Origin of the sequence: Kineococcus gypseus, from assembly GCF_050871305.1 — a bacterium.
Taxonomy (GTDB): domain Bacteria; phylum Actinomycetota; class Actinomycetes; order Actinomycetales; family Kineococcaceae; genus Kineococcus; species Kineococcus gypseus.
Genome location: NZ_JBJLRD010000032.1, coordinates 24,004 through 49,682, shown reverse-complemented (window position 1 = coordinate 49,682; position 25,679 = coordinate 24,004). Strand labels below are relative to the sequence as shown.

The following is a 25,679-nucleotide window of genomic DNA, read 5'->3' as shown; positions in this document are numbered from 1 at the left end:
CCCCCCCCCCCCCCCCCCCCCCCCCCCCCCCCCCCCCCCCCCCCCCCCCCCCCCCCCCCCCCCCCCCCCCCCCCCCCCCCCCCCCCCCCCCCCCCCCCCCCCCCGCCCGGTGGCCTCGGGCACCGCGTGGGCGCCCGGCAAGGGCGTGATCGGCCGGTGCGTGGCCGAGGGGCGGGTCGTGGCCGAGGACCTCGCCGCCGCCGACGCGGCCCTCGGCGACGTCGACGCCGCCGGCTGGCAGCGCCTGCCCGCCGACGTCCGCCAGGGGCTGACGCACGAGGAGCACCGGCGCCTGCGCGGCCGGTACGGCGTCGTGGTGGCCGTGCCCCTCGTCGACGACTCCGGTCCCGTCTCCGCGGTCACCGGCTGCCTGGCCCTGGACGGGCCGGCCGGTGCGCTGGCGCAGCTGGGCGGCCCGGCGGTCCTCGGCGTGCTGGAGGCCACCGGCCGGGCCGTGGCCCGCCTGGAGGCGCCGGCGACCGCGGCCGCGCGGGCCGCCGCCGCACCGCCGCCGGCGCCGCCCGAGCCGCCCGCGCCGCCCGCCTCCGCCCGCGGCGCCGCGCCCCGGGACGGCCGCGCCGTGCTGCACGCGCAGCTGCTGCGCCTGGGGGTGGCGCCGGCGCGCGCCGCGGCGCTGGTGGACGGGCGGACGCCCGGCGGCGGGCGCTGCGCTCAGGCGTCGGAGGCCAGCACGTCCTGACCGGAGACGACGACGGGGTAGGGGGTCAGCCCCTCGGTGGCCGGGCCCTCCAGCAGCGCGCCGGTGGCGCTCTCGAAGCGCGAGTAGTGGCACGGGCAGCTGAGCTCGGCGCCCTCGACGACCACGGCGCAGCCCTGGTGCGGGCAGCGCGCGCCGAAGGCCACGACCCGCCCGGCCTCCGGCTGGGCGACGACCACGGGCACGCCCGAGCCGTCCTCGAGCACCACGGCCGAGCCGACCGGCACGGCCGACAGCGTCGTCAGGGCCGTGCCCGTGCCCGACTCCCACGTGCCCGCGGCCGGGTCGGCGCCGTCGGCCGGTGCGGGCGCCGGGGCGCTGGGGGTGCCGGTGCCCGTCGGCGAGGGGGCCGCCGGCTGCTCCTCCTGCCCGGGGGCGCACCCGGCCAGCAGCGCACCGCCGGCCAGGCCCGCGCCCAGGGCGCCGCGCCGGCTGAGCGGGGTGCGGGGTCGGCGGGTGCGGTCCACGGTGGTCTCCCGTCCTCGGCGGTGGCGCGCGCAGCGGCGCCTGCCCCGTGGAACGGGGCAGGCGCCGCGCGGGTTCAGCGCCGGGTGGCGGCAGGGCGGCTCACTCGGCCAGCGGCGACGGCCCCAGCTCGGCGAGCAGCTCGCCCATCTTCTGGTACGCCTTGTTGCGGTAGTCGATGAGCGCGGCCAGCTTCTCCGGCTCCAGCTCCAGGAACCCGGAGCCGGTCTTGGTGCCGAACTTGCCCTGCTCGACCAGGTCGAGCAGGTTCTGCGGCGCGGACAGGCGCTCGCCGAAGTGGCCCTCGAGGACCTTGAAGCCCTTGGCGTACACGTCCAGGCCGGCCATGTCGGCGATGGCGAACGGGCCGAAGAACGGCAGGCGGAAGCCGAAGGTGGTCGAGACGATGGTGTCGACGTCCGCGGCGGTGGCCACGCCCTCCTCGACGACGGTCATGGCCTCCTTCAGCAGCACGTACTGCAGGCGGTTGAGCACGAAGCCGGGCACGTCCTTGACCTGCGCGCCCTTGCGGCCGGCGCGGGTGAGCAGCTCGTCGATCAGCGGCAGCACGGCGGGGTCGGTGGCCTCGCCGGTCACCAGCTCCACGCCCGGGATGAACGGGGCGGGGTTGGAGAAGTGCACGGTCAGGAACAGGGAGGCGTCCTGGAAGGCCTCGGCGAGCACCTTCACCGGGATGGTGGAGGTGTTGGTGCCCACGATGGTGCCCGGGGTCACGGCGCGCTCGACGCGCGAGAGCACGTCCTTCTTGACGGTCGGGTCCTCGAAGACGGCCTCCTCGACGAAGTGCACGTCGGCGACGGCCTCCTCGATGGAGGCGGCCGGGTGGAACTTCTCCTTGAGGACCTCGGTGCTGCCCGGGGCGAAGAGGCCCTGCGCCTCGAAGAGCTCGGACTCCTTCAGCAGGCGCTCGTAGTTGCGGTCGGTCGACTCCTTGTCGGCGTCGGCCAGCCACACGTCGTTGCCGGCCAGCGCCAGCGACTGGGCGATGCCGCCGCCCATGTAGCCGGTGCCGATCTGGGCGACGCGGGTGATCTTGTCGGTGCGGGGTGCGGTGGGCACGGGGGTCCTCCGGTGTCTGGGGTCGGTGTCGGCGCGGGCGGGCTCAGGCGAGCTCGTCGCCGGGCGCGCCGGGGAGGGGGTCCGCGGTGCCGCGGAGGTCGGCGATCTCCTGCACCACGGCGCGGAAGTTGGCCACGTCGTGCGCGAAGCGGCCCAGGAACAGGCCGTCCACGCCGTCGGCGACCTGCGTGAACAGCCCGGGCCCGGCGCTGCCGCCGTACAGGACCCGGGTCGTGCCCGAGCGGTGCGACAGGGCGTCGCGCAGGCGCGTGGTGACGCCCACGACGTGCTCGGGCGGGGCGGGCTCGGTCTGCCCGATCGCCCAGTTCGGCTCGTAGCCGACGGCGACCTCCGCGTCGGAGGGCACGTCCTCCAGCGCGGCGAGCACCTGCGTGATCGTGGTGCGCGCGGCGTCCTCGACGTCGATGCGCACGTTCTCGCCGATGCACACCAGGGGCACGAGCCCGTTGCGGGCCGCCGCGGCGGCCTTGCGGGCGGTGACGATGTCGTCCTCGGCGAACATGCGGCGGCGCTCGGCGTGGCCGATCTCGACGATGCGCACCCCCGCCTCGCGCAGCGCGGCGGGGGAGACCTCGCCCGTCAGGGCCCCGAAGTCCTCCCAGGAGGCGTCCTGGGCGCCGACCGCCACGGGCGTGCCGCGCAGCAGGTCCACGGCGGTGGTGATGCTCAGGAAGTCGGGGATGACGAACGCGTCCACGCCGCTCGCCGCGACCTCGGGGCCCAGGGCCGCGACGTCGGCGAGGTAGCTGCGCGTGCGGGCCAGCGAGAAGTACATCTTCAGGCTGACCCCGACGAGCGGGCGTGGACGGCTGGTCATGGGGCGTGGTCTCCGGGGGTAGCGGTGGAGCGGGTGACCGTCAGCTCAGGGCGCTGGCGTCCGCGTCGGCGTCGGTCTCGTACCCGCAGATCGCGTCCACCTTCGCCTTCGAGGCGCTGGCCGGGTCGAAGACGTAGCCGAGGAACTCCTTGGCCAGGCGCCGGGCCAGCTCCCGCCCGATCACGCGCTCACCCAGGGTGAGCACCTGCGCGTCGTTGCTGAGCACCAGGCGCTCGACCGAGAAGGAGTCGTGCGCGGTCGAGGCGCGGATGCCCTTGACCTTGTTCGCCGCGATGGCCACCCCCATGCCGGTGCCGCACACGAAGATGCCCCGGTCCGCCTCCCCGGCGGCGATCTTGCGCGCCCCGGCCACGGCCACGTGCGGGTAGGCGGTGTCCTCATCGGCCTTCACGCCGACGTCGATGACCTCCTTCACGCGCGGGTCCTTCAGTAGGTCCGCCTTGATGGCCTCCTTGTAGGACAAGCCGGCCTCGTCGGCGGCGACGACGACGCGCCACTGCGGGCTCGCGGTGCTCTCGCTCACGGTGCTCTCCTCAGGTGGGGGGATCGACGTTCACCGGGTTCAACACCGGTCCGGGCCGGGTGTTCCCGCAGCGCGCCCACCCGCCGGCCGCGCCGCACCCGTCGGCGCCCACCGCGCGCACGGGTGGTGCACTGGAGGCTCGCCACGTCGTCGCAGGAGGTCGCCCGTGCCGTCCCAGCCGCACGCCCAGCACCGCGCGAGCACCCCGGGTGCGCGCGCCGCCACCGGCTCGAGCGACGTGTCGGACCTGTCGGGGCTGCCGGTGGTGCGCTGCGAGCTGTACGTGCCCGGGGGCCCGCCGCAGCCGGTGGAGGAGCCCGCCGCCGCGCTGGCGGCGGCGCGCGCCGGCGGCGGCTTCCTGTGGATCGGGCTGCAGGGCACCGACGCGGGCCACGTGGCCCGCCTGCAGCGCCTCTTCGACCTGCCGGAGCTGGCCGTGGAGGACGCCGTCGACGCCCACCAGCGCCCCAAGCTGGAGCAGTACCCCGGGCTGACCTTCGCCGTGCTCAAGCCGGTGCGCTACGTCGACCACGAGGAGGTCGTCGACGTCAGCGAGGTCGCCGTCTTCCTCGGCGAGGACTTCCTGATCACCGTGCGCCACGGCGAGTCCCGCGCGGTCGCCGACGTGCGCGCCGAGGTCGACGACCTCGCGGGCGGGCCGGGCGCGGCCCGGACCCCCGGGCACGTGCTGCACCTGCTGCTCGACCGCGTCGTGGACGGTTACACCGAGGTGGTGCGCTCCATCGCCGTGGACGTGGAGGAGATCGAGGAGAAGGTCTTCGGCGGCGGCGAGCAGGACCACTCCGAGCGCATCTACAAGCTCAAGCGCGAGGTGCTGGAGTTCCGCCGGGCCGTGCTGCCGCTCATCGCGCCCGTGCAGGAGCTCGTGGAGGGGCGGCCCGCCCACGCCGCGCAGGACCGGCGCGAGCACTACCGCGACGTGCTCGACCACCTGCTGCGCGCCGCCGACGCGATCGACCGCGACGACCAGCTGCTCACGGCCGTGCTGCAGGCGCACCTGACCCAGGTCGGGGTGCGGCAGAACCGCGTCAGCACCCAGCAGAACGAGGACATGCGCCGCATCTCGGCCTGGGCGGCGATCGCGCTGGTGCCCACCGCGATCGCCGGCATCTACGGCATGAACTTCGACAACATGCCCGAGCTGCACACCCGCTACGGCTACTTCGTGGTGCTGGCCGTCATCGTGACGACGTGCACGGCGCTGTACCTGACGCTGCGCGCCAAGAAGTGGCTGTGAGCGACGGGCGGGCGCGCCCCCGGCGCCGCGCCCGGGACCGGTGCGCGGCACCGCCCCGCTCCGGTACGGTCCACCCGGTACGGTGAGCCTTCCCTCACCAGATCGGAGCACCCGTGTCCCTGCCGTCCCGCCGCTCGCTGCTCACCGGCGCCTCGCTCGCCGGGCTGTCGGCGCTCGCCGCGTGCTCCTCCGGCTCGGAGGGGGGCACCGGCGCCGCCACCGCGACCGGGACCGCCGGCGGCGCCGGCCCGCGCACGGTGGAGACGCTCTTCGGGGCGGTCGAGGTGCCCGCGGACGCCGAGCGCGTCGTGGCGCTGGGCTGGGGCGACGCCGAGACGTGCCTGGCGCTGGGCACCCAGGTCGTCGGCACCTCCGACTGGCTGGCCTTCGGCGGCGACGGCGTGGGCCCGTGGGCCGCGGACCTCGTCACGCAGAGCCCCGAGCAGCTCGGCACGCTGGAGCTGAGCTACGAGGCGGTCGCCGCCCTGCGGCCGGACCTGGTGCTCAACACCCGCAGCGACAACGACGCGGCGAAGAACGAGGACCTCTCGGCCATCGCCGCCACCGTCGGCCCCCCGCCGGGCACGACCATCCCCTACGGCACCTCCTGGCAGGACCAGGTGGCGCTCGTGGCCGCCGCGCTGGGCAAGGAGGCCGACGGCGAGCGGCTCGTCGCCGACCTGCGGGCCCGCTTCGAGGAGGTCGCCGCGGCCAACCCCGCCTTCGCCGGCAGGACGGTCACCGTGGGCACCTACTACGCCGGCGGCTGGGGCGCCTACGTCGAGGGCGACGGCCGGGTGGACTTCATGACCGCGCTGGGCTTCACGCAGAACCCGGCCGTGCAGGAGCTGGCCTCCGGCAGCTTCTCGGTCTCGCTCTCGGCCGAGCAGCTCGCCCTGCTCGACGCCGACCTCGTGGTCCTCTTCCCCATCGGCGCCTCAGCCGCGGAGATCACCGCCGACCCGGTGGTGCAGTCCCTGCCGGCCGCGCGCGAGGGGCGCGTGGTCGTCCTGGACGACCAGACGCTGGTGTCGGCCTTCTCCAGCGGCACCACCCTCGGCTTCGGCTACGCCCTGGACAACGCGGTGCCGCTCTTCGCGCAGGCCCTGGGCGCCTGAGCCGGGCGGCCCCCGTCCCCGCCCGTCGCGCGGGTGGGGACGGGGGGCCGCGCCGACGCGGGTAATGTGTTCGGGTAACTTCCGGCCCGCGCCATCCGCGGGCCGTCCCGAACCCCGCGGAAGGCCCCGCATGCGCACCGCAGCCGATCTCCGGCTCGACATGGGGGCGGTCGACTACGCCCTGCTCCTGTTCTACTTCGCCGTCGTCCTGGGCATCGGGCTCATCGCCCGGCGCCAGGTGCGCACCAGCCTGGACTTCCTGCTCTCCGGGCGCTCCATGCCCGCCTGGATGACCGGCCTGGCGTTCGTCTCCGCCAACCTCGGCGCCACCGAGATCCTCGGCATGGCCGCCAACGGCGCCCAGTACGGCATCGCCACGATGCACTACTACTGGATCGGCGCCGTGCCGGCCATGGTGTTCCTGGGCCTGGTGATGATGCCGTTCTACTACGGCTCGAAGGTCCGCAGCGTCCCGGAGTACATGCGCCGCCGCTTCGGCCCGGGCGCGCACGTGGCCAACGCCCTGGCGTTCTCCGTCTCCAGCTTGCTCATCGCCGGCATCAACCTGTACGCGATGTCGCTGGTCATCGAGGCCCTGCTCGGCTGGCCCTCGTGGTTCGCCATCCTCGTCTCGGCCGTGTTCGTCCTGGCGTACATCACCCTCGGCGGCCTCTCCAGCGCCATCTACACCGAGGTGCTGCAGTTCTTCGTCATCGCCGCGGGCCTGATCCCGCTGACCGTGGTGGGCCTGAGGGCCGTCGGCGGCTGGGACGGGCTCAAGGAGCGCATCGGCGCCGGCCCCGGCGAGGGCCACCTGCACACCTGGGTGGGCACCGGCATCGGCGACGTCACCAACCCCATCGGCGCCGACTGGCTCGGCCTGGTGCTCGGCCTGGGCTTCGTCGTCAGCTTCGGCTACTGGACGACCAACTTCGCCGAGGTGCAGCGCGCGCTGTCCGCGCGCAACATGTCCGCCGCCCGGCGCACCCCGCTCATCGCGGCGTTCCCGAAGCTGTTCATCCCGTTCGTCATCATCGTCCCCGGCATGATCGCCGTGGTGACCGTGCAGGGCCTGGGCTCCGCGGGCGGGCCCACGTACAACGACGCCATCCCCGCGCTCATCAACGAGTACCTGCCCTCGGGCGTGCTCGGCGTGGCCGTCACCGGCCTGCTGGCCGCCTTCATGGCCGGCATGGCCGCCAACGTCTCCAGCTTCAACACGGTCTTCACCTACGACCTGTGGCAGGACTACGTGAAGCCCGGCATGCCGGACGGGTACTACCTCAAGGTCGGGCGCATCGTCACCGTCGCGGGCGTGCTCATCGGCGTCTCCACCGCCTTCATCGCCGCCGGGTTCAGCAACATCATGAACTACATGCAGGCTCTCTTCTCGTTCTTCAACGCGCCCGTCTTCGCGGTCTTCCTCATGGGCCTGCTCTTCAAGCGCATCACGCCCGCAGCCGGCCTGTGGTCCTACCTGGTGGGCCTGGTGGTGCCCGTGACGATCTACGTGCTGTACACGGCCGGTGTCCTGGAGTTCAACTCCGACCTCGCCGAGACCATGTGGGGCTCGATCTGGAGCTTCGTCTCGGTCGTCGTGGTCGCCGTCCTCGTCTCCTCCTTCACCCGGGCCAAGCCCGAGGGGGAGCTGCGCGGCCTCGTGCAGGGCGTGGGCACCATCGACGTGCGCGGCGACCACGTGGCCGGCGACGCCGCCTGGTACCGCTCCCCCGCCCTGCTCGGCGCGGTCGCGCTGGTGCTGTGCGTCGTGCTCTACCTGCCGTTCCTGTGACCCCCGGCCCCCGCGGCCCCCGCACCCCCCGCACCACCCCCGAGGAGACGTCGTGAGCGAGGACCTGTCCGGCCTGAGCGAGGCCGACCGCCGCGCGGTGCGCTTCGCGCGCCGCTTCGACCTGCGCAACATCATCGGCACCGTGTTCGTCGTCTACGGCGCCGTGCTGCTCGTGCTCGGCGCCCTCAACGGCGAGCAGGACCGCGCGCAGGCGGCGGGCATCAGCATCAACCTGTGGACCGGCGGCCCCATGCTCGTCGTCGGTGCGCTCTTCTTCGCCTGGGCGCGGCGCGCGCCGCGGCCGGTGTCCGAGCTGGTGCCCGAGGAGGACCCGGCGCGCCCCGAGTGAGCGGGCGGCGGGCTGCGGCGGGCGGGCGGTACGGTCCCACCCGGACGGCGCAGCCCGCCTCCAGCGCCGGTGCCGGGACGCCGATGCCGTCCACGGCGGGGCACCGGGCCCCGCGTCGAGCGGGGAGGTGGCGGTGCAAGGCCTGCTCGTCGTCGCCTTCTGCGTCTCGGCCGCCCTGAGCGCCGTCACCGCCCTCATCGCCTGGCGCCACCGCCGCGCCACCCCGGCGGCCACCGCCCTGGCCGGCACCTGCGCCGCGCTGACCCTGTGGTCGGCCGGCAACGGCCCGGTGCACCTGGTCCTGCCGCAGGAGCTGCGCCACGCCGCCACCGTGCTGACCATCGCCGGCGTGCTGGGCAGCGTCGTGGGCCTGCACCTGCTGGCCCGCACCGTGGCCGACCCGCACCACCGCCCCGCGCGCCGTCGGGTCGCGGCGCTGGTGGTGCCCCCGGTGCTGGTGCTCGCCGCGGTGGCCACCGACCCCTGGCACCACCTGTTCTTCACCTCCACGAGCTTCGGCGGGGACCCGCCGCACTTCTCCGTGGTCTACGGGCCGCTGTTCTGGGCGCACACCGCCTGGTGCTACGCGGTGCTCCTGGTCTCCGCCGGCCACCTGGTGCGCGCGTGGTGGCGCGCCCACCCCGTGGTGCGCAGCCAGATCACCAGCCTGCTGCTGGCCGCCGCGGTCCCGCTGGTGGGCAACGTCATCAGCATCGCCAACCCGCAGCTGTTCGCCGGGCAGGACATCACACCGCTGTTCTTCACCGTCACCGCCCTGGTGGACGCGCACGCCGTGCTGCACAAGGGGTTCCTGCGGGTCGTGCCCGTGGCGCGCGAGGTCGTGCTCGACACCGTCTCCGACGCCGTCGTCGTCGTCGACGCCGGGGGCACGGTGGTCGACGTCAACCCCGCCGGCCGCGAGCTGCTGCGCCGGGCCGTGCCCGGGCTGACCGGCGACCCGGTCGGGCTGCCGGCCTCCTCGCTGCACGCGCGCGCCCTGGCCGACCCGCCCGGCGGGCACGGTCAGCACACCGTGGAGGTCCGCCCCGGGCTGCACCTCGACGTGCGCGTGACCCTCCTGCGCGACGAGCGAGGCCGCGACCTGGGCCGCGTCGTCGTCTGCCGCGACACCACCGAGGAGGTCGAGACCCGCCGGCACCTGGAGGACCAGCTCGCCCTCGTGGAGCGGCTGCGCGCGCAGCTGGCCGAGGACTCCGTGCGCGACCCGCTCACCGGCCTGCACAACCGCCGCTTCCTCGACGCCGCGCTGGCCGCCGAGCTGGGGGCGCAGCCGCCCGCGGGGCGCGCCCCGGGCGCCGGGCTGCTCCTGCTCGACGTGGACCGGTTCAAGGTGGTCAACGACACCCACGGGCACGCCGCCGGCGACGAGGTCCTCGTGGCCGTCGCCGGTGCGCTGGCCGACGGCGCGCGCCCCGGCGACGTGGTCGCCCGCAGCGGCGGGGAGGAGTTCGTCGTGCTGCTGCCCGGCGCGGGCGCGGAGGCGACCGCCGCGCGCGCGGAGGAGCTGCGCGCGGCCTGCGCCCGGCTGTGCGTGCCCGTCCCCCGCGGGGCGGGCGTGCGCCCCACCGTCTCCATCGGCACCGCGGTCCACCCCGCCGACGGCACCGACGCGCCCTCCTTGCTGGCCGCCGCCGACCGCGCCCTGTACGCGGCCAAGGCCGCCGGGCGCGACCGGGTGGTTGCGGCCGGCGGCTGAGCAGCGCGCCCACCCGCCCGGCGCAGCCCGGGCTCCAGCCGGCGCCCGCGCGCGCCGATGCGTGCGGGGACGGGGCGACGGGCGCCGCGGGGCGGAGGGGGCGGTGGTGCAGGACCTGCTGGCCGTGGCGTTCTGCCTGTCCGCCGCGCTGAACGCCGCCGCGGCCGCCATCGCCTGGCGCCACCGGCGCGGCACGCCCGCCGCCACCGCGCTGGCCGCGGTGTGCGCCGCCCTGGCGCTGTGGTCGGCCGGCAGCGCGCCCGTGCAGCTGCCCCTGCCGCTGGGCGTGCAGCGCGGGGCCACGTACGCCACGTTCGTCGGCGTCCTGGGCTGCGTGGTCGCCACCTACCTGCTGGCGCGCACCATCGCCGACCCGCACCACCGGCCCGCGCGCCCGCAGGTCGCCGGCCTCGTCGTCCCGCCGGTGCTCGTGCTGGCCGCGGTGGCCACCGACCCGTGGCACCACCTGTTCTTCACGTACACCGGTCAGGTGGGCGACCCGCCGCGCTTCACGTTCGTCTACGGGCCGCTGTTCTGGGCGCACACCACCTGGTGCTACGGGCTGCTGGCCGTCTCCGCCGGCCACCTGGTGCGGGCGTGGTGGCGCGCGCACGCCCTCGTGCGCGACCAGATCACCAGCGTGCTCGTGGCCGCCGCCGCCCCGCTGGTGGGCAACGTCGTCAACGTGAGCAGCTCCGACCTGTTCGCCGGTCAGGACACCACCCCGCTGTGCTTCACGGTCACCGCCCTGGTCGCCGCGCACGCGGTGCTGCGCCGCGGGCTGCTGCAGGTGGTGCCGGTGGCCCGCGAGGCGGTGCTGGACACCGTCACCGACGCCGTCGTCGTCGTCGACGCGGGGGGCACCGTGGTCGACCTCAACCCCGCGGCCCGGGCCATGCTGCGCCGCGGCCTGCCGCACCTGCCCGGGGACCCGGTCGGCCTGCCGGCGACGGACGTGCTGCACCCGAGCGCCCTGGCCGACCTGCCCGGCGGGCGCGCGCGGTACACCGCCGAGGTCCTGCCCGGGGTGCACCTCGACGTGCGGGTCGACGTCATGACCGACGAGCGCGGGCGCGCCCTGGGGCGCGTGGTCGTCAGCCGCGACATCACCGAGCAGGTCCGCACCCGCCGGCACCTGGAGGACCAGCTCGCCCTCGTCGAGCGGCTGCGCGCGCGCCTGGCCGAGGACTCCGTGCGCGACCCGCTCACCGGCCTGCACAACCGCCGCTTCCTCGACGCGCAGATGGCCACCGCGCTGGGGGCGTGCGCGCGCGAGGGCGCGAGCGCGGGCGTCCTGGTGGTGGACGTCGACCGGTTCAAGGCGGTCAACGACACCCACGGGCACGCCGCCGGCGACGAGGTCCTCGTGGCCGTCGCGGCGGCGCTGTCCTCCGCGGTGCGCCCCGGCGACGTGGTCGCCCGCAGCGGCGGGGAGGAGTTCGTCGTGCTGCTGCCCGGCGCGGGCGCGGAGGCGACCGCCGCGCGCGCGGAGGAGCTGCGCGCGGCCTGCTCGCGGCTGGAGGTGCGGGTCGCCGGCGCCCGCGTGCGCCCCACCGTCTCGATCGGCACCGCGGTGCACCCCGCCGACGGCGCCGACGCGCCCTCCTTGCTGGCCGCGGCCGACCGCGCCCTGTACGCGGCCAAGGCCGCCGGGCGCGACCGGGTGGTCGCGGCCGGCGGCCCGGTCGTGCGCTCGCGGGCGGCCCGAGGGGCCTCAGCGCGCGGCGCGCTCTGAGCGGTCGGGGCGCTCCGGGCGCCACACCACCAGGGCGGTGGAGCGCTGCGGGGACGGCGGGCGCTTGCCCACCGGGGTGGCGACGATGTCGCCGGCCACGCCCGCGGCGAAGATGCGCCGCGCCTGCTGGCGCACCAGCGCCACCTCCGCCTCCAGCTCCTCGATCCGCCGGCCCATCGCGGTCACCTGGTTCTCCAGGTCGAGGATGCGCTTGATGCCGGCGAGGTTCACGCCGTCCTCCTGCGAGAGGCGCTGCACCTCCCGCAGCTGCGCGATGTCGCGCGCGGAGTACCGCCGCCCGCGGCCGCGGGCCCGGCTGGGCGAGACGAGGCCCAGCCGGTCGTACTGGCGCAGCGTCTGCGGGTGCATGCCCGCCAGCTCCGCCGCCACCGAGATGACGAACACCGCCGCGTCGTCGTCGTACACGCCCCTCCTCCTCCCGGCTGCGGGCCACCGCCCGGTGACCACCCCCTGTGAGCACCGCTGCGACCACCCGCGGCGAGCGCCGCCCCGGCCCGCCGCCGGTCCCCGCGGGGACCGGCCGGGCCGGTGGCGCCGTCCCGCCGCCGGTGCCGCCGCTCGTGCTAGCTGCGCGCCCGCTCGGCCAGGCCCGCGCGCGGGTCCTCGCCGGCCGTGGCCCCCGCGAACGCCTCCACGGCCTCGCGCACCGCGCCGTCGACGCGCTGGGGCACCACGACCTCCACGGAGACCAGCAGGTCGCCCGCCTCGTCCTCGGTGCGCGAGCGCTTCACGCCGCGGCCCTTCAGCCGCAGGGTGCGCCCCGAGGGCGTGCCGGGGGCCACCTTCACCCGGACGGTGGAGCCGTCCAGGGTCGGCACCTCCACCGTCGCGCCCAGCACCGCCTCGTCGAAGGAGACCGGCAGCGTCATGCGCAGGTCGTCGCCCTCGCGCCGGAAGACCGGGTGCGGCTCGACGTGCACGGTGACGAGCAGGTCGCCGGCCGTGCCGCCGGGGCCGGGCATGCCCTGACCGCGCAGCCGCACCTTCTGCCCGTCGCGCACGCCCCGCGGCAGGCGGGCGTTGACGGTGCGCACCGGTCCGCCGCGCGGGTCGGGGACCCGCAGCGCGACCGTCGCGCCCTCCAGGGCGGCGCGGAAGGAGACCCGGGCCGAGGCCTCGAGGTCCTGCCCGCGCGCCGGCGGCGGCGGGCCGCCGAACGGGCCGCCGAAGGGCCCGCCGGCGCCACCGGCACCGGCCCCGGCACCGCCCTGGCCGAACAACCCGCCGAGCAGGTCCTCGAAACCCGCCCCGCCGCCCGCGCCGCCGGGGGTGCCGAAGCGCACCCCGCCGGGCGCGCGGCCCTGGCCGAACAACCCGCCGAGCAGGTCCTCGAAACCCGCCCCGGTGCCGGGGCCCCCGGCGCCGTGGGCCGAGAACCGCGCACCGCCCCCGACCATCGCGCGCACGCCGTCGTACTGCCGGCGCTGCTCGGGGTCGGACAGGACGGCGTACGCCTCCCCGACCTCCTTGAAGCGCTGCTCGGCGGTCGGGTCACCCGGGTTGGCGTCCGGGTGCAGCGTCCGCGCCAGCTTGCGGTAGGCCTTCTTGACCTCCGCGGCGTCGGCGTCGTGGGAGACGCCGAGGACCGCGTAGAAGTCCTTCTCCGCCCAGTCCTGCATGCTCACCGGCGCCCCCTCCTCCCTGTGCTCGTGGTCGTGGTGCTCGTGGTCGTGGTGCTCGTGGTCGTGCTCGTCGTGCTCGTGGTCGTGCTCGTGGTGCTCGCGCTCGCCGGGACCGCCGCCGGGGTCATCCCTGCGGGTCGGCCACCGCGACGCGGGCCGGGCGCAGCACCCGCTCGCCGAAGCGGTAGCCCGGCTGCAGCACCTGCACGCAGGTGGCCACCTCGTACTCGTCGGAGTGGCTGTGCATGAGCGCCTCGTGCACCGCCGGGTCGAACGGCTCGCCGTTCTCGCCGTAGCGCTCCAGGCCGAACCTGCCCAGCGTCGCCTCGAGCTTGTCGGCGATCGCCGCGAACGGCCCGGTGAGGTCGCCGTGCTGGCGGGCCAGGTGCACGTCGTCCAGCACCGGCAGCAGCGCCTCGGCGACGCTGGACAGCGCCGCGGCCCGCGCGACGTCGCGGTCGCGGTCGACGCGCTTGCGGTAGTTGACGTACTCCGCGTTCAGCCGCTGCAGCTCCTCCAGGCGCTCGGCCGCCAGCGCCTGCGCGGCCTCCAGCTCCGCGTCGGCGGCGCCGTCGTCCGGCCCGCCCACGCTCGGGGCGGCCGGCTGCGCCGGGGCGTCGCCGCCCGCGGCGGGCGCCGGCTGCGCCGGCGCCTGCTCGCGGGGCTGACCCGTCTGCGGGTCGATGCGACGGCGGTCGCGGACGACCGGGCCCTGCGCGGTCTCGGTCTCCTCCGACATCACTTGTCCTTCTCGTCGTCGACGACCTCGGCGTCCACGACGTCGTCGTCGGCGGCGGGCTTGGTGAAGTCCGGGCCGGTGGAGGCGCCGGCGTCACCGGCGGAGGAGGCGTCGCCCTGGGCCTGGGCGTACATCGCCGAGCCCAGCTTCTGGCTGGCCTGCGCCACGGCCTCCGTCTTGGCCTTGATCTCGGCCGCGTCGGTGCCGCCCAGGGCGCTCTTCAGCTCCGCGACGGCCTTCTCGGTCTCCTCGCGGCCCTCGGCGGGCAGCTTGTCCGCGTTGTCGGCGAGGAACTTCTCCGTCTGGTAGACGAGGCTCTCCGCCTGGTTGCGGGCCTCGGCCTCCTCGCGGCGCTGCTTGTCCTCGTTCGCGTGCGCCTCGGCGTCCTTGACCATGCGCTCGATGTCCTCCTTCGACAGCGCGCTGCCGCCGGAGATGGTCATCGACTGCTCCTTGCCGGTGCCGCGGTCCTTCGCCGAGACGTGCACGATGCCGTTGGCGTCGATGTCGAAGGTGACCTCGACCTGCGGCACGCCGCGCGGGGCGGGCGCGATGCCGGTGAGCTCGAACGTGCCCAGCGGCTTGTTGTCGCGGGCCAGCTCGCGCTCGCCCTGGAACACCTGGATGAGCACCGAGGGCTGGTTGTCGTCGGCGGTGGTGAACACCTCCGAGCGCTTGGTCGGGATGGCCGTGTTGCGCTCGATGAGCTTGGTCATGATCCCGCCCTTGGTCTCGATGCCCAGGGACAGCGGGGTGACGTCGATGAGCAGGACGTCCTTGCGCTCGCCCTTGAGGACGCCGGCCTGCAGGGCGGCGCCGATGGCGACGACCTCGTCGGGGTTCACGCCCTTGTTGGGCTCCTTGCCGCCGGTCAGCTCCTTGACGACGTTCGTCACGGCCGGCATGCGGGTGGAACCGCCCACGAGCACGACGTGGTCGATGTCGGCGAGCTTGACGTCGGCGTCGCGGATGACGGCGTGGAAGGGCGCCTTGGTGCGGTCGATGAGGTCCTGCGTCATCTGCTCGAACTGCGCGCGGGTCAGCTGCTCGTCCAGGTGGACGGGGCCGTTCTCCGTCATCGACAGGTACTGCAGGGAGATGCCCGTGCTCGTCGCCGTCGACAGCTCCTTCTTGGCCTGCTCGGCGGACTCGCGCAGGCGCTGCATGGCGATCTTGTCCTTGGACAGGTCGATGCCGTAGGCGCCCTGCACCTTCTTCAGCAGGTGGTCGACGACGCGCTGGTCCCAGTCGTCACCGCCGAGGTGGTTGTCGCCGGAGGTGGCGCGCACCTGGATGGTGGAGAAGCCGTCCTCGTCCTTGCCGACCTCCAGGAGGGACACGTCGAAGGTGCCGCCGCCGAGGTCGAAGACGAGGATGAGCTCGTCCTCCTTGCCCTTGTCCAGGCCGTAGGCGAGCGCGGCCGCGGTGGGCTCGTTGATGATGCGCAGGACGTTCAGGCCCGCGATCTCGCCGGCCTCCTTGGTGGCCTGGCGCTGGGCGTCGTTGAAGTACGCCGGCACGGTGATGACCGCGTCGGTGACGGCCTCGCCCAGGTAGGACTCAGCGTCGCGCTTGAGCTTCTGCAGCGTGCGCGCGCTGATCTCCTGCGGCGTGTACTTCTTGTCGTCGATCGCGACGTTCCAGTCGGTGCCGATGTGGCGCTTGACGGAGCGGATGGTCCGGTCCACGTTCGTGACGGCCTGGCGCTTGGCGATCTCGCCGACCAGGACCTCGCCGTTCTTGGCGAACGCCACGACGGACGGGGTCGTGCGCCCACCCTCGGCGTTGGCGATGACCGTCGGCTCGCCGCCCTCCAGGACGGAGACGACGGAGTTGGTGGTACCGAGGTCGATGCCGACCGCACGTGCCATGGTGGTGAGTCCCCTCTCGACTGTTGAGCCTTCCTCGCTCAAGTCTGCCCACCGCGGGGGATCTGTCAACCCGGCGGTCACGCGCCTTGAGCCCACCCCGCTCAACCACCGGCGGGCGCCTCGTGTTCCCCCGGCCCTGCCGCGTCCGTGGGCGGCCGCGGCGTGCGTTAAGGTCGACGAGCCCGCCGGGGCGGCCGAGGAGGTCGTACGGGCGGACGTGCGGACGTAGCGCAGTTGGTAGCGCATCACCTTGCCAAGGTGAGGGTCGCGGGTTCGAGTCCCGTCGTCCGCTCAGCAGCGCCCCGGGCCCGCGGCCCGGGGCGCTCCGTCGTCCGGGCCCGGTGCGCTCGGGCCTGCCCGCGCGGCGGCGCCCTCACTAGGGTCGGCGCGTGGACGCTCCCGCGCGGCAGGTGCCGCTGCACTTCTCCGAGGCCTCCCGCGCCGGCTCGACGCACACCAATCTCTCCGCCGTGCGCGCCGACGGCGAGCACCTGTGGGTGGCCGGCGACGAGACCGCCACCGTCGAGCGCCTGACCGCCCGCCGCGACGCCGCCGGGCGGGTCGTCTCCTACGGCGAGGAGGTCAGCGTGCGCCTGGGCGACCTCGTCGAGCTGCCCGCCGGCGACGAGGAGGAGGCCGACGTCGAGGGCCTGGCGCGCAACGGCCCGTGGCTGTGGGCCGTCGGCTCGCACAGCCTCAAGCGCAAGCGGATCCGCTCCGGGGACACCGACGCCAAGGCCCGCAAGCGGCTGGCGAAGGTGGTGCGCGAGGAGAACCGCTTCGTGCTGGCCCGCCTGCCCGTCGACCCCGCCACCGGCCTGCCCGCCCGCCGCGCGCGGGTCGGCGGGCGGGAGCTGACCGCCGCCGTCCTCGGCGGGCGCGGGGACTCGCTGGCCGAGCTGCTGGCCGACGACGACCTGCTCGCCCCGTTCCTGTCGATCCCCAGCAAGGACAACGGCGTCGACGTCGAGGGCCTGGCCGTGCACGCCGGCGAGGACGGCGAGGTGCGCCTGTACGTCGGCTTCCGCGGGCCGGTGCTGCGCGGCTGGGCCGTCGTGGCCGAGCTGCGCCCGGAGACCGACCCGGACGACCCGCACCGGCTGCGCCTGTCGCGCTTCGAGGGGGTGCGCGCTACCGCCTGCACCTGCTGGACCTCGACGGGCTGGGCGTGCGCGACCTGTGCCCGCACGGCGACGACCTGCTCGTGCTGGCCGGGCCGTCGATGAGCCTGTCCGGGCCGGTGCGCGTGCACCGCTGGGTGGGCGCGGGCAGCACCGAGGTGGCCGGGGTGGTGCGCGCCGGGGACCTGCCGGTGGTGCTGGAGCTGCCCCACGGTCGCGGCGAGGACCACGCCGAGGGCCTCGCCGTGCTGCCGCCCGGCGCGCACGGCACCGAGCACGGCGAGCAGCTGCTCGTCGTGCTCGACTCCCCCGCCGCGCTGCGCCTGACCACCGAGCACGCCGTGCTCGCCGACGTGTGGGACCTGCCGCCGGCCTGACGCGCTGCGCGCCGCCGGGCCCGGGCGGTGCCCGGCCCCGGCAGCTCCCCTCGGCGCAGCGCCGTCACGACCGGCGTCAGGCCGGCGCGCCGAGCAGCGTCACGAGCAGCGGCACGGCCAGCACCGCCGCCCCTGCCAGCAGGCAGGCGGTGTCCGCCCGCCGCCAGGGCGCCGGCAGCGCCCAGGTGCGTCGGCCCCGCCCGGCGGCGCCGCGCGCGTCCATCGCCGTGGAGACCCGCCCGGCCCGGCGCACGGCGTCCACGAGCAGGCCGAAGGCCGTCGAGGCCAGCCAGCGCCCGCGCGAGAGCGGCCCGCGCCCCGGGCCCAGCCCCCGCGCCCGCCGCGAGGCGGCCAGCTGGTCCCACGCGTCGGCCAGCACGGAGAGCTGGCCCAGGGCCGCGACCACGGCCACCACGACCCGCCCGGGCAGGTGCAGCCGCTGCGCGAGGTGGTCGCCGGCCTCGCCGGGCTCCAGCCACGCCAGCAGCAGCGCGCCGGGCAGCACGAGCACCGCCAGCCGCAGCGCCGCCGTCAGCGCCGCCGTCAGCGGGTCGCCCCCGCCGGGCTCGCCGAGCAGCCACGCCGACCAGCCCACCGACAGCGCCCCGACCGCCCCCGGCAGCAGCCGGCGCGGCAGCGCCCGCCAGCGCTCGACGACCAGCGGCAGGCACAGCAGCTGGGCGGCCAGCCCCGCCGCGCCCGCCGCCCAGCCGGTCACGGCGAACGAGGCCGGCACCGCCAGCAGCGACAGGGCCAGCAGCGGCAGCGGGCCCACGTGCCGCACGAGGGGTCCGGGCCCGGCGCTGCGGCGCTGCGCCGGGGTGGGCGGCACCCCGTCCCCGTCGTCCTCCACACCCCGCACAGGCGCCCCCACAGGGTTGTCCCCAAGGCTGTGCCCACAGCTGTGGACAGAGCTGGGGACAGCGGCGCCGGCGGGGGCGTCGGCCGGGGCGTCGGCCGGGGTGCGGGCGAGGTGGTCCGCGCTCACGAGGCCCTCCTCGCCACCGGCCCCAGCGGCCCCACCGGCCCCACCGGCCCCACCGGCCCGGTGGCGCGGCGCCCGGCGCGCAGGTGCACCGCCGCGTCCCCGGCGGGGTCCAGCGCGCGCACGAGGTGCCCGTCGTGGCTGGCGGCGACCACCGCGGCGCCGTCGCGGGCGGCCGCGAGCAGCAGCCCGGCCACCACCGACCAGGTGGCGCGGTCCTGGCCAACCGTGGGCTCGTCGGCCAGCAGCACCGCCGGCCCGGCGGCCAGCGCCCCGGCCAGCGCCAGGCGGCGCTGCTCGCCGCCGGAGAGGCGGAACGGGTCCACCTCGGCGCGGTGGGACAGGCCCAGCAGCTCCAGCAGGGCGTCGGCCGTGACGGTGGGCAGCCCCAGCGCCGCGGCGCTCGCGGCCGCCTCGGCGCGCGCGGTGGTGCGCACGAACGCGTGCTCGGGCGTCTGCGGCACCCACGCCGAGCGCGCGGCCAGCTCCCGCGAGCGCCACCGCCACGGCTGCGGGGGCAGCCCGGCGGCCAGGGCGCGCGCGGCGCGCAGCTCCCCGGCGCTGGGGCGCACCAGGCCCGCCAGCACCGCCAGCAGCGAGGACTTGCCCGAGCCGCTGGTGCCCACCAGGGGCGTGGTGCGCCCGGCGGGCACGTCCACGTCCACCCCCGTCAGGACCGCGGCCGGCGCGGAGGGGCGCAGCCCGCGGCGCCGGCGCACCAGGCCCAGGCCGCGGCCGGTGAGGGCGTCGCCGGCCAGGGGCCCGCCGGCGGGCAGGCGCGGGGTCAGCAGGCCGGCGGGCACGTCGGCCGGGCGCGGCGCGGGCGCACCGGGCAGCCACAGCTCCCCCTGACCGGCGCCGGCGGTCAGCACCCGCGCCGGCGGGCCGTCCGCCGCGAGGCGCCCGTCGCGGCCCAGCAGCACGACGCGGTCCACGTGCGGCGCCCACCCGGCCAGGTCGTGGTCGACGACGACGAGGGTGCGCCCGGCGGCGGCCCCCAGCACGGCGGCGCGCACCGCCGCGGCGGTGGGGGCGTCGAGCATCGAGGTGGGCTCGTCCAGCAGCAGCACCCCGGGCAGCAGCGCGAGCACCCCGGCCAGGGCCAGTCGCTGGCGCTCGCCGCCGGAGAGGGTGGCCACCTCCCGCTCGCGCCCGGCGGTGAAGCGGGCCGCGGCGTGGGCGCGCGCCACGCGCTCCCACACCTCCTCGCGCGCCAGGGCGAGGTTCTCCGGCCCGAAGGCGGTGTCGCGCCCGGCGGTGGCGGCCACCACCGCGTCGAGGGGGTCCTGCAGCAGCAGCCCGGCGGCGCCGGGGCGGGCCGCGGCGCCGCCGACGAGGACCTCGCCGGCGGCCACCGGCTCGCCGCCGGGCGCCTCCTCCAGCACGCCGGCCAGCGCGCGCAGCAGGGTGGACTTGCCCGAGCCGCTGGGCCCGGCCAGCAGCACCCGCTGCCCGGCGGGCACGTCGAGGTCGACGTCGCGCAGCACGGGCGCGGCGGCACCGGGCGGGGTGACGACCAGCCCGCGCACCCGCAGGGCCGCGGGCGCGGCGGGCGCCGGGCGGACCGCCTCAGCCACGCCGGCGGTGCTCGTGGCCCGCGGCGAACGCGGACAGCGCACCGGCGCGGGCCAGCGCGCGCACCAGCGCCCAGCCGCCCAGGCCGGCGACCAGCGCGCCGGAGAGCGCGAAGAAGCCCAGGTAGACGAGCTTCCAGTCGAAGCCCCAGTCGGCGTAGTAGACGCTCCACTCGTAGGCGACGACCTCCAGGGCCGCGGCCAGCACCCCGCCGAGGACGGCGACGCCCAGGCTCCAGCGCCGCCACAGGAAGACCGCCACGGCGATCTCCACGCCCAGGCCCTGCAGCACGCCCGAGATGAGCACGCCGCCGCCCCAGCGGTTGCCCAGCAGGGCCTCGACGGTGGCGGCGACCACCTCCGCGAGCAGGGCCGCGCCGGGGCGGCGCACCACGAGGGCCGCCACGACGGCGGGCAGCAGCCACACGCCGGCGACCAGGCCGGCCAGGGGGGCGAAGACGTTGAAGGCCGGGCTGAAGACGTTGTACGCCTGGTCCCAGCCCCAGAAGACGACGCCGAACGCGACGCCGAGCACGGCGGTGGTGACGACGTCCACGGTGCGCCAGCGGCCGGCGGGGCGGCGCGCGGACTTCTGCAGCGAGGTGGTGCTCACGGTGTCCTCCCGGGTCCCAGGAGGGGGACCCGGGGCGCACGCGGCCCCGGATCGAGGTGGTACCCGACTCCCTACGCCGGTGCTAACCGGATCAGGTCGAGGGTCTGCGGCTGCCCGCACTCTCAGCGCCCCGCGGCGCTCCCCTGTCGTTCGCGGCACACCCTACCCCCCGGCACGGGTCCCGCGCCGGGCCGGCGCCGGGCCGGCGTCGGGGAGGATGGGGGCGTGCTGCGACACCTGCGTGGACCCGACGGCGGCCCCTCCCGGGGGGTGCGGCTGATCACCGTCGTGCTCATCGTGGCGCTGCTCGGCGCGGCCGCCACGGCGCTGCTGCCGGCGCTGCGCTGGTTCCTCGACCTGCTCTAGGGCAGGGTGCTCGCCATGAGCTCGATCATCTGGAAGCTGGTGGGTCCCGGGGCAGGAGTGCTCTCCGCCGCGGTCGCGAGCCGCGTGACGCGGAAGGTCTGGGTGACGCTGACGAAGAGCCCGCCGCCGGACAACCCGGAGGACCCGGACGTGGCGTGGAGGGAGGCGGTGGCCTGGGCGCTGGCCTCCGGGGCGATCATCGGCGTGACGCGCCTGCTCGTGGAGCGCCAGGCGGCGGTGTGGTACCGCAAGAGCTTCGGCGAGCAGCCCCCCGGCCTGGGCGCCGGGCGCGACGGCCGCGACGTCTGACAGCGCGCCGCGAGGCCCGAGGTCCGAGGTCCTCGACGCCTGGAGCCCTCGGCGCCCGCCGCGGCCGCGCTCAGCCCCAGCGGGCGGCGAGGCGGTCGTGGCGGGCGTCGGCCCCGGGGTCGGCGCGGCGCAGCCGCGCGGTCGCGTCGTGGTGCTCGACGATCTCCCGGGCGCCGGCGGTGAAGGTGGTGGTGGCCGCGAAGCCGGGCACCAGGCGCTTGACCTTGGTGTTGTCGAAGACCACCGAGTGCGCCTTGTCGCCCAGCAGGCTCTCCCCGCGGGAGGGGTCGTCGCGGGCGATGGCGTCGGAGGGCACGTGCACGAGCAGCGGCTCGTCCACCCCGGCGGCGCGCGCCAGGGCGCGGTGCACCGCGTCCCAGGTGAGGACCTCGTCGGAGGTGATGTGCACCGCCTCGCCCGTCAGGGCCGGCTCGCCCAGCAGGGGCACGAAGCCGCGCGCGAAGTCGGCGTGGTGGGTGAGCACCCACAGCGAGGTGCCGTCGCCGTGCACCACGACGGGCGCGCCGCGGCGCATGCGCTCCACGGCGCTCCAGCCGCCGTCCAGGGGCACCGAGGTGCGGTCGTAGGTGTGGCTGGGGCGCACCACCGCGGCCGGGAAGCCGTCCTCGCGCAGGGCGCGGGCCAGCAGCTCCTCGCAGGCGATCTTGTTACGGGAGTACTGCCAGAACGGGTTCCACAGCGGCGTGGACTCGGTGATGGGCAGGTGCCCGACGGGCTTGCGGTAGGCGGAGGCGCTGGAGACGAACCAGTACTGCCCCACCCGCCCGCGGAAGGTCTCCACGTCGGCGGCGACGTGCTCGGGGGTGAAGGCGAGGAAGTCCACCGCCACGTCGAACTCGTGCCCGCGCAGCGCCTCGCGCACGGCGGCGACGTCGCGCACGTCGGCCGTGAGCCGGCGCACCCCCTCGGGCAGGGGCCGCTCGGCCGCCGAGCCGCCGCGGTTCAGGACGGTCAGGTCCACCCCGCGCTCGACGGCCAGGGCCGCGCACGCGGAGCTGATGACCCCCGTGCCCCCCAGGAACAGCACCCTCAGCGCCACGCGCCCACCCCCGGCGTCCTCGTCGACCCGCTGCGCGCCGACGGCGCCGGCGACCGCGGCCCAGCGTAGGGCGCGACCGCCCCCCGCGCCGGTCGGGCGCGGTCGGGGCGGCGGGCGGGGGCCGGGCGGGTGCCGGGCGGGGTGCCGCGAAGTTCACAGCCGGGAAACACGCGCGCAACACGGCCCCACCACGCTCGTCGAGTACCTGTCGATCGACAGGAACCCCGCGCAGAAGGGCCGACCGATGACCGTCCCCCCACCACGCGCCACCCGTGAGCAGCCGGCCCCGGCGGGGGCGGCCGCGACCGACCTGCGGACCTTCGGCTACGGCCAGCGGCTGCGCCGCGACGTCGGGCCGTTCGCCTCCTTCGCCGCGGGTTTCTCCTTCGTCTCCATCCTCACCACGGTGTTCCAGCTGTTCGGGCTGGGTTTCAGCTTCGGCGGCGCCGGGTTCTTCTGGACGTGGCCGACGGTCTTCGCCGGGCAGCTGCTCGTCGCGCTCTGCTTCGCGGAACTGGCGGCGCGCTACCCCATCTCCGGGGCGATCTTCCAGTGGTCCAGCCGGCTGGCGGGCACCGACTTCGGGTGGTTCACCGGCTGGGTCATGGTCGTCGGCCAGGTGCTCACGGTGGCCACCGCGGCGATCGCGCTGCAGGCGGTGCTGCCCTCGATCTGGTCGGGCTTCCAGCTCGTCGGCGGACCGGGGGCGGACTCCGCCCCCACCTCCGCCACCGGGGCGCAGAACGCGGTGGTGCTGGGGATCGCGCTGCTCGTGGTCACCACCACGATCAACGTCGTCGGGGTGCGGCTGATGGCGGTGGTCACCTCCATCGGGGTGGCGATCGAGATCGCCGGGGTGGTGGCCGCGGCCGCCGCGCTGCTGCTCCTGGCCGAGCGCGGCCCGGCCGTGGTGGTCACCACCACCGGCGCGGGCGAGGGCGACTACACCTACCTCTGGCTGGCCAGCTCGCTGATGGCGGCCTACGTCATGGTGGGTTTCGACTCCGCGGGCGAACTGGCCGAGGAGACGCGCGACCCGCGCGCCACGACGCCGCGCACCATCCTGCGCGCCCTGGTCCTCTCCGGCGTCGGCGGGATGCTGCTGCTGCTCGGCGGGCTCGTCGCCGCGCCCAGCCTGACCGACGGCAGCCTCGTCGAGCAGGGCCTGGCGGGCGTGCTGCTCTCGCGCCTGGGCGACGTGCCCGGGCGGATCCTGCTGGTCTCCGTCGTGGCCGCCGTCGTCGTCTGCACGCTGGCGGTGCAGACCGCCGGCTCGCGCATGCTGTACTCGATGGCCCGCGAGCGCTCGGTGCCCTTCTCCTCCGTCCTCGGCCGCGTCTCGCCGCGCACCGGCAGCCCCGTCGGCGCCTCCGTGGTCGTCGGCGTCGGCGCCGCCCTGGCGCTGGCGGTGAACTGGGGCCAGAGCGCGGTGTTCACCGCGCTGGCCAGCCTGTGCATCGCGATGATCTACCTGGCCTACCTGGGCGTGACGGTCCCGCTGCTGGTGCACCGCCTGCGCCGCGGTGGGCTCGCCGGCGGGGTGGACGAGAACGGGCGCCCGCTCTTCTCGCTGGGCCGCTGGGGCGTGCTCGTCAACGCCGTCGCCGTCGTCTACCAGGTGCTCATGGTGGTGAACCTGGCCTGGCCGCGCGCGGCGGTCTACGACCTGACCGGCGGCACCTGGTGGCTGCGGTTCAGCGCGCTGCTGTTCATCGCCGGCACGCTCGCCGTCGGCGCCGTGGTGCACCTGCGCACCCGCGCCCGCCACGGCGGGCCCATCGTCCTGGGGGCGCAGCCGGCCGGCGCGTCCCGCACCGCACCCGTGGAGGAACCCGCGTGAGCCGCGACACCTCGACCGTCCTGGCCGCCCGCGACGACGCCCGCGCCCGCGGCGGCACCACCAGCGAGTTCATGCCGCACCTGCCGGCCTCCACCTCCCCGCACGCCCCGGCCGACGTGGACCGGGCCGACCTCACCTGGGCCGAGACGATCGCCCCCGGCGGGTACGCCTCCAGGGTGCTGGCGCGCGGGACGCGCCTGCGCCTGAGCGACGTCACCGGCGACGCGTGCGCGCACGTGCTGCTGTTCTCCGCGCTCGCCCCGTGGGAGCGCCTGAACGTCGCCGACACGCAGAAGGTCCCCTGGCAGGCGTACCTCGGCGAGGGCCACCCGCTGCTCTCCGGCGACGGGCGGGTGCTGGCCACCGTGGTGGCCGACGGCTCCGGCCGGCACGACGCGTTCTGCGGCACCACCTCCGACGCGTGGAACGAGCGCAGGTACGGCGACGCCGCCCCGGAGGGGCCCAGCCCCTCGGGCCGCTCGCTGCTGACCCTGGCCGCCGCCAAGCAGGGCCTGGGACCGCGCGACCTGGCGCCGTCGGTGTCGTTCTTCCAGGGCGTGCGCGTCGAGCCGGACGGCGCCTTCCGCTGGCTCGGCTCGGCCGGGCCGGGCACCTCGGTGGACCTGCTGGCCGAGCTGCCGCTCGTCGTGCTGCTGGCGAACACCGCGCACCCGCTGGACCCGCGCGAGCGCTTCACCGTCGGGCCGCTGCGCGTGCACGCCTGGCGCTCGCGGCCCACCGGGCCGGGCGACGCGCGCTTCACCGCCACCCCGGAGCTGCACCGGGCGTACCTGAACACCCTCGACCACGCGGAGGCGCGGGGCCTGTGAGCACCACGACGAGCAGCACGACGAGCACCGCACCGGCCACCGCGCCGGGCGGCGCGGCGGGCGGGACGACGGGCGGGACGAACCGGCGCGGGCAGCCGCTGGACTGGGGTTCGCCGATGCTCCCCGGACGGGTGGTGCGCGACGACCGCGTCGCACCGCGCGCGCCGTGGTCGGCGGTCGTGCCCGCCGGGCACGTGCTGACGATCGTCGACGTCGGCGGAAACCAGTCCGCGGACTGCCTGGTCTTCGCCGACGCCGACCGCACCGAGCGCTACAGCGCCCCGGACACCCTGGCCTGGCAGGGCAGCGCGTACGTGCGCGAGGGCACGGTGCTGCGCAGCCAGCACGGCCGCGCGCTGATGACGGTGGTGGGCAACGAGGTCCCGCGGCAGGACACGATCGGCGGCGCCTGCGGCAAGGAGTCCAACACCCTGCGCTACGGGTACCACACCGCCCACCAGCACGGCTGCCGCGAGAACTTCCTCGCCGAGGGCGCCCGGCACGGCCTGGGCGCGCGCGACCTCGTCTCGAACCTCAACTGGTTCATGAACGTGCCCGTCGAGCCCGACGGCGCCCTGGGCATCGTCGACGGCGCCTCCGCGCCCGGCAAGCGGGTGGCGTTGCGCGCCGACGTCGACGTCCTCGTCGTCGTCAGCAACTGCCCGCAGGTCAACAACCCGTGCAACGACTTCGACCCGACCCCGCTGCGGATGCTCGTCACCGCCCCGGAGGAGTGA

At 76.3% G+C, this 25,679-nt stretch carries 26 protein-coding genes, 1 tRNA gene and 1 riboswitch; of the genes, 15 read left to right on the top strand and 12 right to left on the bottom strand.

The window, feature by feature from the left end; translation table 11 throughout:
• The first annotated feature begins 109 nt into the window (after positions 1-109).
• The gene (locus ACRYMN_RS13315) at positions 110-700 is read left to right on the top strand and encodes a hypothetical protein (RefSeq protein WP_432495848.1); all 591 of its coding nucleotides are present in this window, start codon (positions 110-112) and stop codon (positions 698-700) included.
• On the opposite strand, the gene ACRYMN_RS13310 is transcribed toward ACRYMN_RS13315, so the two are convergent.
• The 4 genes from ACRYMN_RS13310 to ACRYMN_RS13295 all read right to left on the bottom strand — a co-directional run bounded on the left by ACRYMN_RS13310 (position 673) and on the right by ACRYMN_RS13295 (position 3,645).
• A complete protein-coding gene (locus ACRYMN_RS13310; protein ID WP_432495846.1) occupies positions 673-1,185 on the bottom strand; it encodes a Rieske (2Fe-2S) protein in 513 nt (170 codons plus the stop codon). The two genes, ACRYMN_RS13315 and ACRYMN_RS13310, sit on opposite strands and share 28 nt — an antisense overlap.
• Positions 1,186-1,285: 100 nt before the next feature.
• Positions 1,286-2,263 carry a 3-hydroxyacyl-CoA dehydrogenase family protein gene (locus ACRYMN_RS13305; RefSeq protein WP_432495843.1) on the bottom strand — a complete coding sequence of 326 codons (978 nt, stop codon included), beginning with the start codon at positions 2,261-2,263 and terminating at the stop codon, positions 1,286-1,288.
• Positions 2,264-2,306: 43 nt separating this feature from the next.
• Positions 2,307-3,101, bottom strand: coding sequence for a triose-phosphate isomerase family protein (locus tag ACRYMN_RS13300; protein ID WP_432495841.1), 795 nt, complete (start codon positions 3,099-3,101; stop codon positions 2,307-2,309).
• A gap of 40 nt (positions 3,102-3,141) precedes the next feature.
• On the bottom strand, positions 3,142-3,645 hold the full coding sequence (locus ACRYMN_RS13295) for a ribose-5-phosphate isomerase (protein WP_432495839.1): 504 nt from the start codon (positions 3,643-3,645) through the stop codon (positions 3,142-3,144).
• A 166-nt stretch (positions 3,646-3,811) separates the two neighbouring features.
• Here ACRYMN_RS13295 and ACRYMN_RS13290 point away from each other — a divergent pair, with 166 nt between their 5' ends.
• The 6 genes from ACRYMN_RS13290 to ACRYMN_RS13265 all read left to right on the top strand — a co-directional run bounded on the left by ACRYMN_RS13290 (position 3,812) and on the right by ACRYMN_RS13265 (position 11,614).
• Positions 3,812-4,903 carry a magnesium and cobalt transport protein CorA gene (locus ACRYMN_RS13290; protein ID WP_432495837.1) on the top strand — a complete coding sequence of 364 codons (1,092 nt, stop codon included), beginning with the start codon at positions 3,812-3,814 and terminating at the stop codon, positions 4,901-4,903.
• Positions 4,904-5,022: 119 nt separating this feature from the next.
• On the top strand, positions 5,023-6,021 hold the full coding sequence (locus ACRYMN_RS13285; RefSeq protein ID WP_432495858.1) for an iron-siderophore ABC transporter substrate-binding protein: 999 nt from the start codon (positions 5,023-5,025) through the stop codon (positions 6,019-6,021).
• A 130-nt stretch (positions 6,022-6,151) separates the two neighbouring features.
• The gene (locus tag ACRYMN_RS13280; protein ID WP_432495835.1) at positions 6,152-7,813 is read left to right on the top strand and encodes a sodium:solute symporter family protein; all 1,662 of its coding nucleotides are present in this window, start codon (positions 6,152-6,154) and stop codon (positions 7,811-7,813) included.
• Positions 7,814-7,865: 52 nt separating this feature from the next.
• On the top strand, positions 7,866-8,162 hold the full coding sequence (locus ACRYMN_RS13275) for a hypothetical protein (protein ID WP_432495833.1): 297 nt from the start codon (positions 7,866-7,868) through the stop codon (positions 8,160-8,162).
• A gap of 133 nt (positions 8,163-8,295) precedes the next feature.
• Positions 8,296-9,879: a histidine kinase N-terminal 7TM domain-containing diguanylate cyclase gene (locus ACRYMN_RS13270; RefSeq protein WP_432495831.1), complete on the top strand. Its 1,584-nt coding sequence runs from the start codon at positions 8,296-8,298 to the stop codon at positions 9,877-9,879.
• 103 nt (positions 9,880-9,982) lie between these two features.
• Entirely contained in the window at positions 9,983-11,614 is a 1,632-nt protein-coding gene (locus ACRYMN_RS13265) for a histidine kinase N-terminal 7TM domain-containing diguanylate cyclase (protein ID WP_432495828.1), read from the top strand.
• Here the strand turns inward: ACRYMN_RS13265 and ACRYMN_RS13260 are convergent.
• The 4 genes from ACRYMN_RS13260 to dnaK all read right to left on the bottom strand — a co-directional run bounded on the left by ACRYMN_RS13260 (position 11,594) and on the right by dnaK (position 15,867).
• A complete protein-coding gene (locus ACRYMN_RS13260) occupies positions 11,594-11,983 on the bottom strand; it encodes a heat shock protein transcriptional repressor HspR (protein WP_432495856.1) in 390 nt (129 codons plus the stop codon). The genes ACRYMN_RS13265 and ACRYMN_RS13260 overlap by 21 nt on opposite strands.
• A gap of 215 nt (positions 11,984-12,198) precedes the next feature.
• Positions 12,199-13,260, bottom strand: a complete 1,062-nt coding sequence (locus ACRYMN_RS13255) for a DnaJ C-terminal domain-containing protein (RefSeq protein ID WP_432495825.1) — start codon at positions 13,258-13,260, stop codon at positions 12,199-12,201.
• Between the two features lie 121 nt (positions 13,261-13,381).
• Positions 13,382-13,996 carry a nucleotide exchange factor GrpE gene (gene grpE, locus ACRYMN_RS13250; RefSeq protein ID WP_432495823.1) on the bottom strand — a complete coding sequence of 205 codons (615 nt, stop codon included), beginning with the start codon at positions 13,994-13,996 and terminating at the stop codon, positions 13,382-13,384.
• Positions 13,996-15,867, bottom strand: coding sequence for a molecular chaperone DnaK (dnaK, locus tag ACRYMN_RS13245; protein WP_432495820.1), 1,872 nt, complete (start codon positions 15,865-15,867; stop codon positions 13,996-13,998). Before dnaK ends, grpE begins: the two co-directional genes overlap by 1 nt.
• Before the next feature lie 219 nt (positions 15,868-16,086).
• Between dnaK and ACRYMN_RS13240 the strand changes: the two genes are divergently transcribed.
• The 3 genes from ACRYMN_RS13240 (at position 16,087) to ACRYMN_RS13230 (ending at position 17,365) form a co-directional block, all read left to right on the top strand.
• Positions 16,087-16,159: transfer RNA gene (locus ACRYMN_RS13240), tRNA-Gly, on the top strand.
• Positions 16,160-16,256: 97 nt separating this feature from the next.
• Positions 16,257-17,093, top strand: a complete 837-nt coding sequence (locus ACRYMN_RS13235) for a DUF3616 domain-containing protein (RefSeq protein ID WP_432495817.1) — start codon at positions 16,257-16,259, stop codon at positions 17,091-17,093.
• Complete coding sequence (locus tag ACRYMN_RS13230) at positions 17,036-17,365, top strand: DUF3616 domain-containing protein (RefSeq protein WP_432495815.1); 330 nt, start codon at positions 17,036-17,038, stop codon at positions 17,363-17,365. The genes ACRYMN_RS13235 and ACRYMN_RS13230 overlap by 58 nt, the downstream gene beginning before the upstream one ends.
• 76 nt (positions 17,366-17,441) lie before the next feature.
• On the opposite strand, the gene ACRYMN_RS13225 is transcribed toward ACRYMN_RS13230, so the two are convergent.
• From ACRYMN_RS13225 to ACRYMN_RS13215, 3 genes are all read right to left on the bottom strand, one after another.
• A complete protein-coding gene (locus tag ACRYMN_RS13225) occupies positions 17,442-18,197 on the bottom strand; it encodes a CbiQ family ECF transporter T component (RefSeq protein ID WP_432495813.1) in 756 nt (251 codons plus the stop codon).
• 152 nt (positions 18,198-18,349) lie between these two features.
• Entirely contained in the window at positions 18,350-19,927 is a 1,578-nt protein-coding gene (locus tag ACRYMN_RS13220) for an ATP-binding cassette domain-containing protein (RefSeq protein WP_432495810.1), read from the bottom strand.
• On the bottom strand, positions 19,920-20,537 hold the full coding sequence (locus tag ACRYMN_RS13215; protein ID WP_432495807.1) for an ECF transporter S component: 618 nt from the start codon (positions 20,535-20,537) through the stop codon (positions 19,920-19,922). Before ACRYMN_RS13215 ends, ACRYMN_RS13220 begins: the two co-directional genes overlap by 8 nt.
• Before the next feature lie 51 nt (positions 20,538-20,588).
• Positions 20,589-20,692, bottom strand: a riboswitch (TPP riboswitch).
• A gap of 70 nt (positions 20,693-20,762) precedes the next feature.
• On the opposite strand from ACRYMN_RS13215, the gene ACRYMN_RS13210 reads away from it, so the two are divergent.
• Positions 20,763-20,903 carry a hypothetical protein gene (locus ACRYMN_RS13210; protein WP_432495805.1) on the top strand — a complete coding sequence of 47 codons (141 nt, stop codon included), beginning with the start codon at positions 20,763-20,765 and terminating at the stop codon, positions 20,901-20,903.
• A 15-nt stretch (positions 20,904-20,918) separates the two neighbouring features.
• The gene (locus ACRYMN_RS13205) at positions 20,919-21,212 is read left to right on the top strand and encodes a DUF4235 domain-containing protein (protein WP_432495802.1); all 294 of its coding nucleotides are present in this window, start codon (positions 20,919-20,921) and stop codon (positions 21,210-21,212) included.
• Between the two features lie 70 nt (positions 21,213-21,282).
• On the opposite strand, the gene ACRYMN_RS13200 is transcribed toward ACRYMN_RS13205, so the two are convergent.
• Positions 21,283-22,272 (bottom strand): NAD-dependent epimerase/dehydratase family protein, encoded by a 990-nt coding sequence (locus tag ACRYMN_RS13200; RefSeq protein WP_432495799.1) that lies wholly within the window; start codon positions 22,270-22,272, stop codon positions 21,283-21,285.
• 244 nt (positions 22,273-22,516) lie between these two features.
• Here ACRYMN_RS13200 and ACRYMN_RS13195 point away from each other — a divergent pair, with 244 nt between their 5' ends.
• The 3 genes from ACRYMN_RS13195 (at position 22,517) to ACRYMN_RS13185 (ending at position 25,679) form a co-directional block, all read left to right on the top strand.
• Complete coding sequence (locus ACRYMN_RS13195) at positions 22,517-24,112, top strand: APC family permease (RefSeq protein ID WP_432495797.1); 1,596 nt, start codon at positions 22,517-22,519, stop codon at positions 24,110-24,112.
• Positions 24,109-24,942, top strand: a complete 834-nt coding sequence (locus ACRYMN_RS13190) for an urea amidolyase associated protein UAAP1 (protein WP_432495794.1) — start codon at positions 24,109-24,111, stop codon at positions 24,940-24,942. Before ACRYMN_RS13195 ends, ACRYMN_RS13190 begins: the two co-directional genes overlap by 4 nt.
• A 116-nt stretch (positions 24,943-25,058) precedes the next feature.
• A complete protein-coding gene (locus tag ACRYMN_RS13185) occupies positions 25,059-25,679 on the top strand; it encodes an urea amidolyase associated protein UAAP2 (RefSeq protein WP_432495853.1) in 621 nt (206 codons plus the stop codon).

Bases quoted from the DNA above. Each gene is read 5' to 3' on its own strand.
- ACRYMN_RS13195 (WP_432495797.1), top strand. From the start codon at position 22,517: ATGACCGTCCCCCCACCACGCGCCACCCGTGAGCAGCCGGCCCCGGCG.
- ACRYMN_RS13185 (WP_432495853.1), top strand. From the start codon at position 25,059: ATGCTCCCCGGACGGGTGGTGCGCGACGACCGCGTCGCACCGCGCGCG.
- dnaK (WP_432495820.1), bottom strand. From the start codon at position 15,867: ATGGCACGTGCGGTCGGCATCGACCTCGGTACCACCAACTCCGTCGTC.
- ACRYMN_RS13280 (WP_432495835.1), top strand. From the start codon at position 6,152: ATGCGCACCGCAGCCGATCTCCGGCTCGACATGGGGGCGGTCGACTAC.
- grpE (WP_432495823.1), bottom strand. From the start codon at position 13,996: ATGTCGGAGGAGACCGAGACCGCGCAGGGCCCGGTCGTCCGCGACCGC.
- ACRYMN_RS13260 (WP_432495856.1), bottom strand. From the start codon at position 11,983: ATGCACCCGCAGACGCTGCGCCAGTACGACCGGCTGGGCCTCGTCTCG.
- ACRYMN_RS13205 (WP_432495802.1), top strand. From the start codon at position 20,919: ATGAGCTCGATCATCTGGAAGCTGGTGGGTCCCGGGGCAGGAGTGCTC.
- ACRYMN_RS13300 (WP_432495841.1), bottom strand. From the start codon at position 3,101: ATGACCAGCCGTCCACGCCCGCTCGTCGGGGTCAGCCTGAAGATGTAC.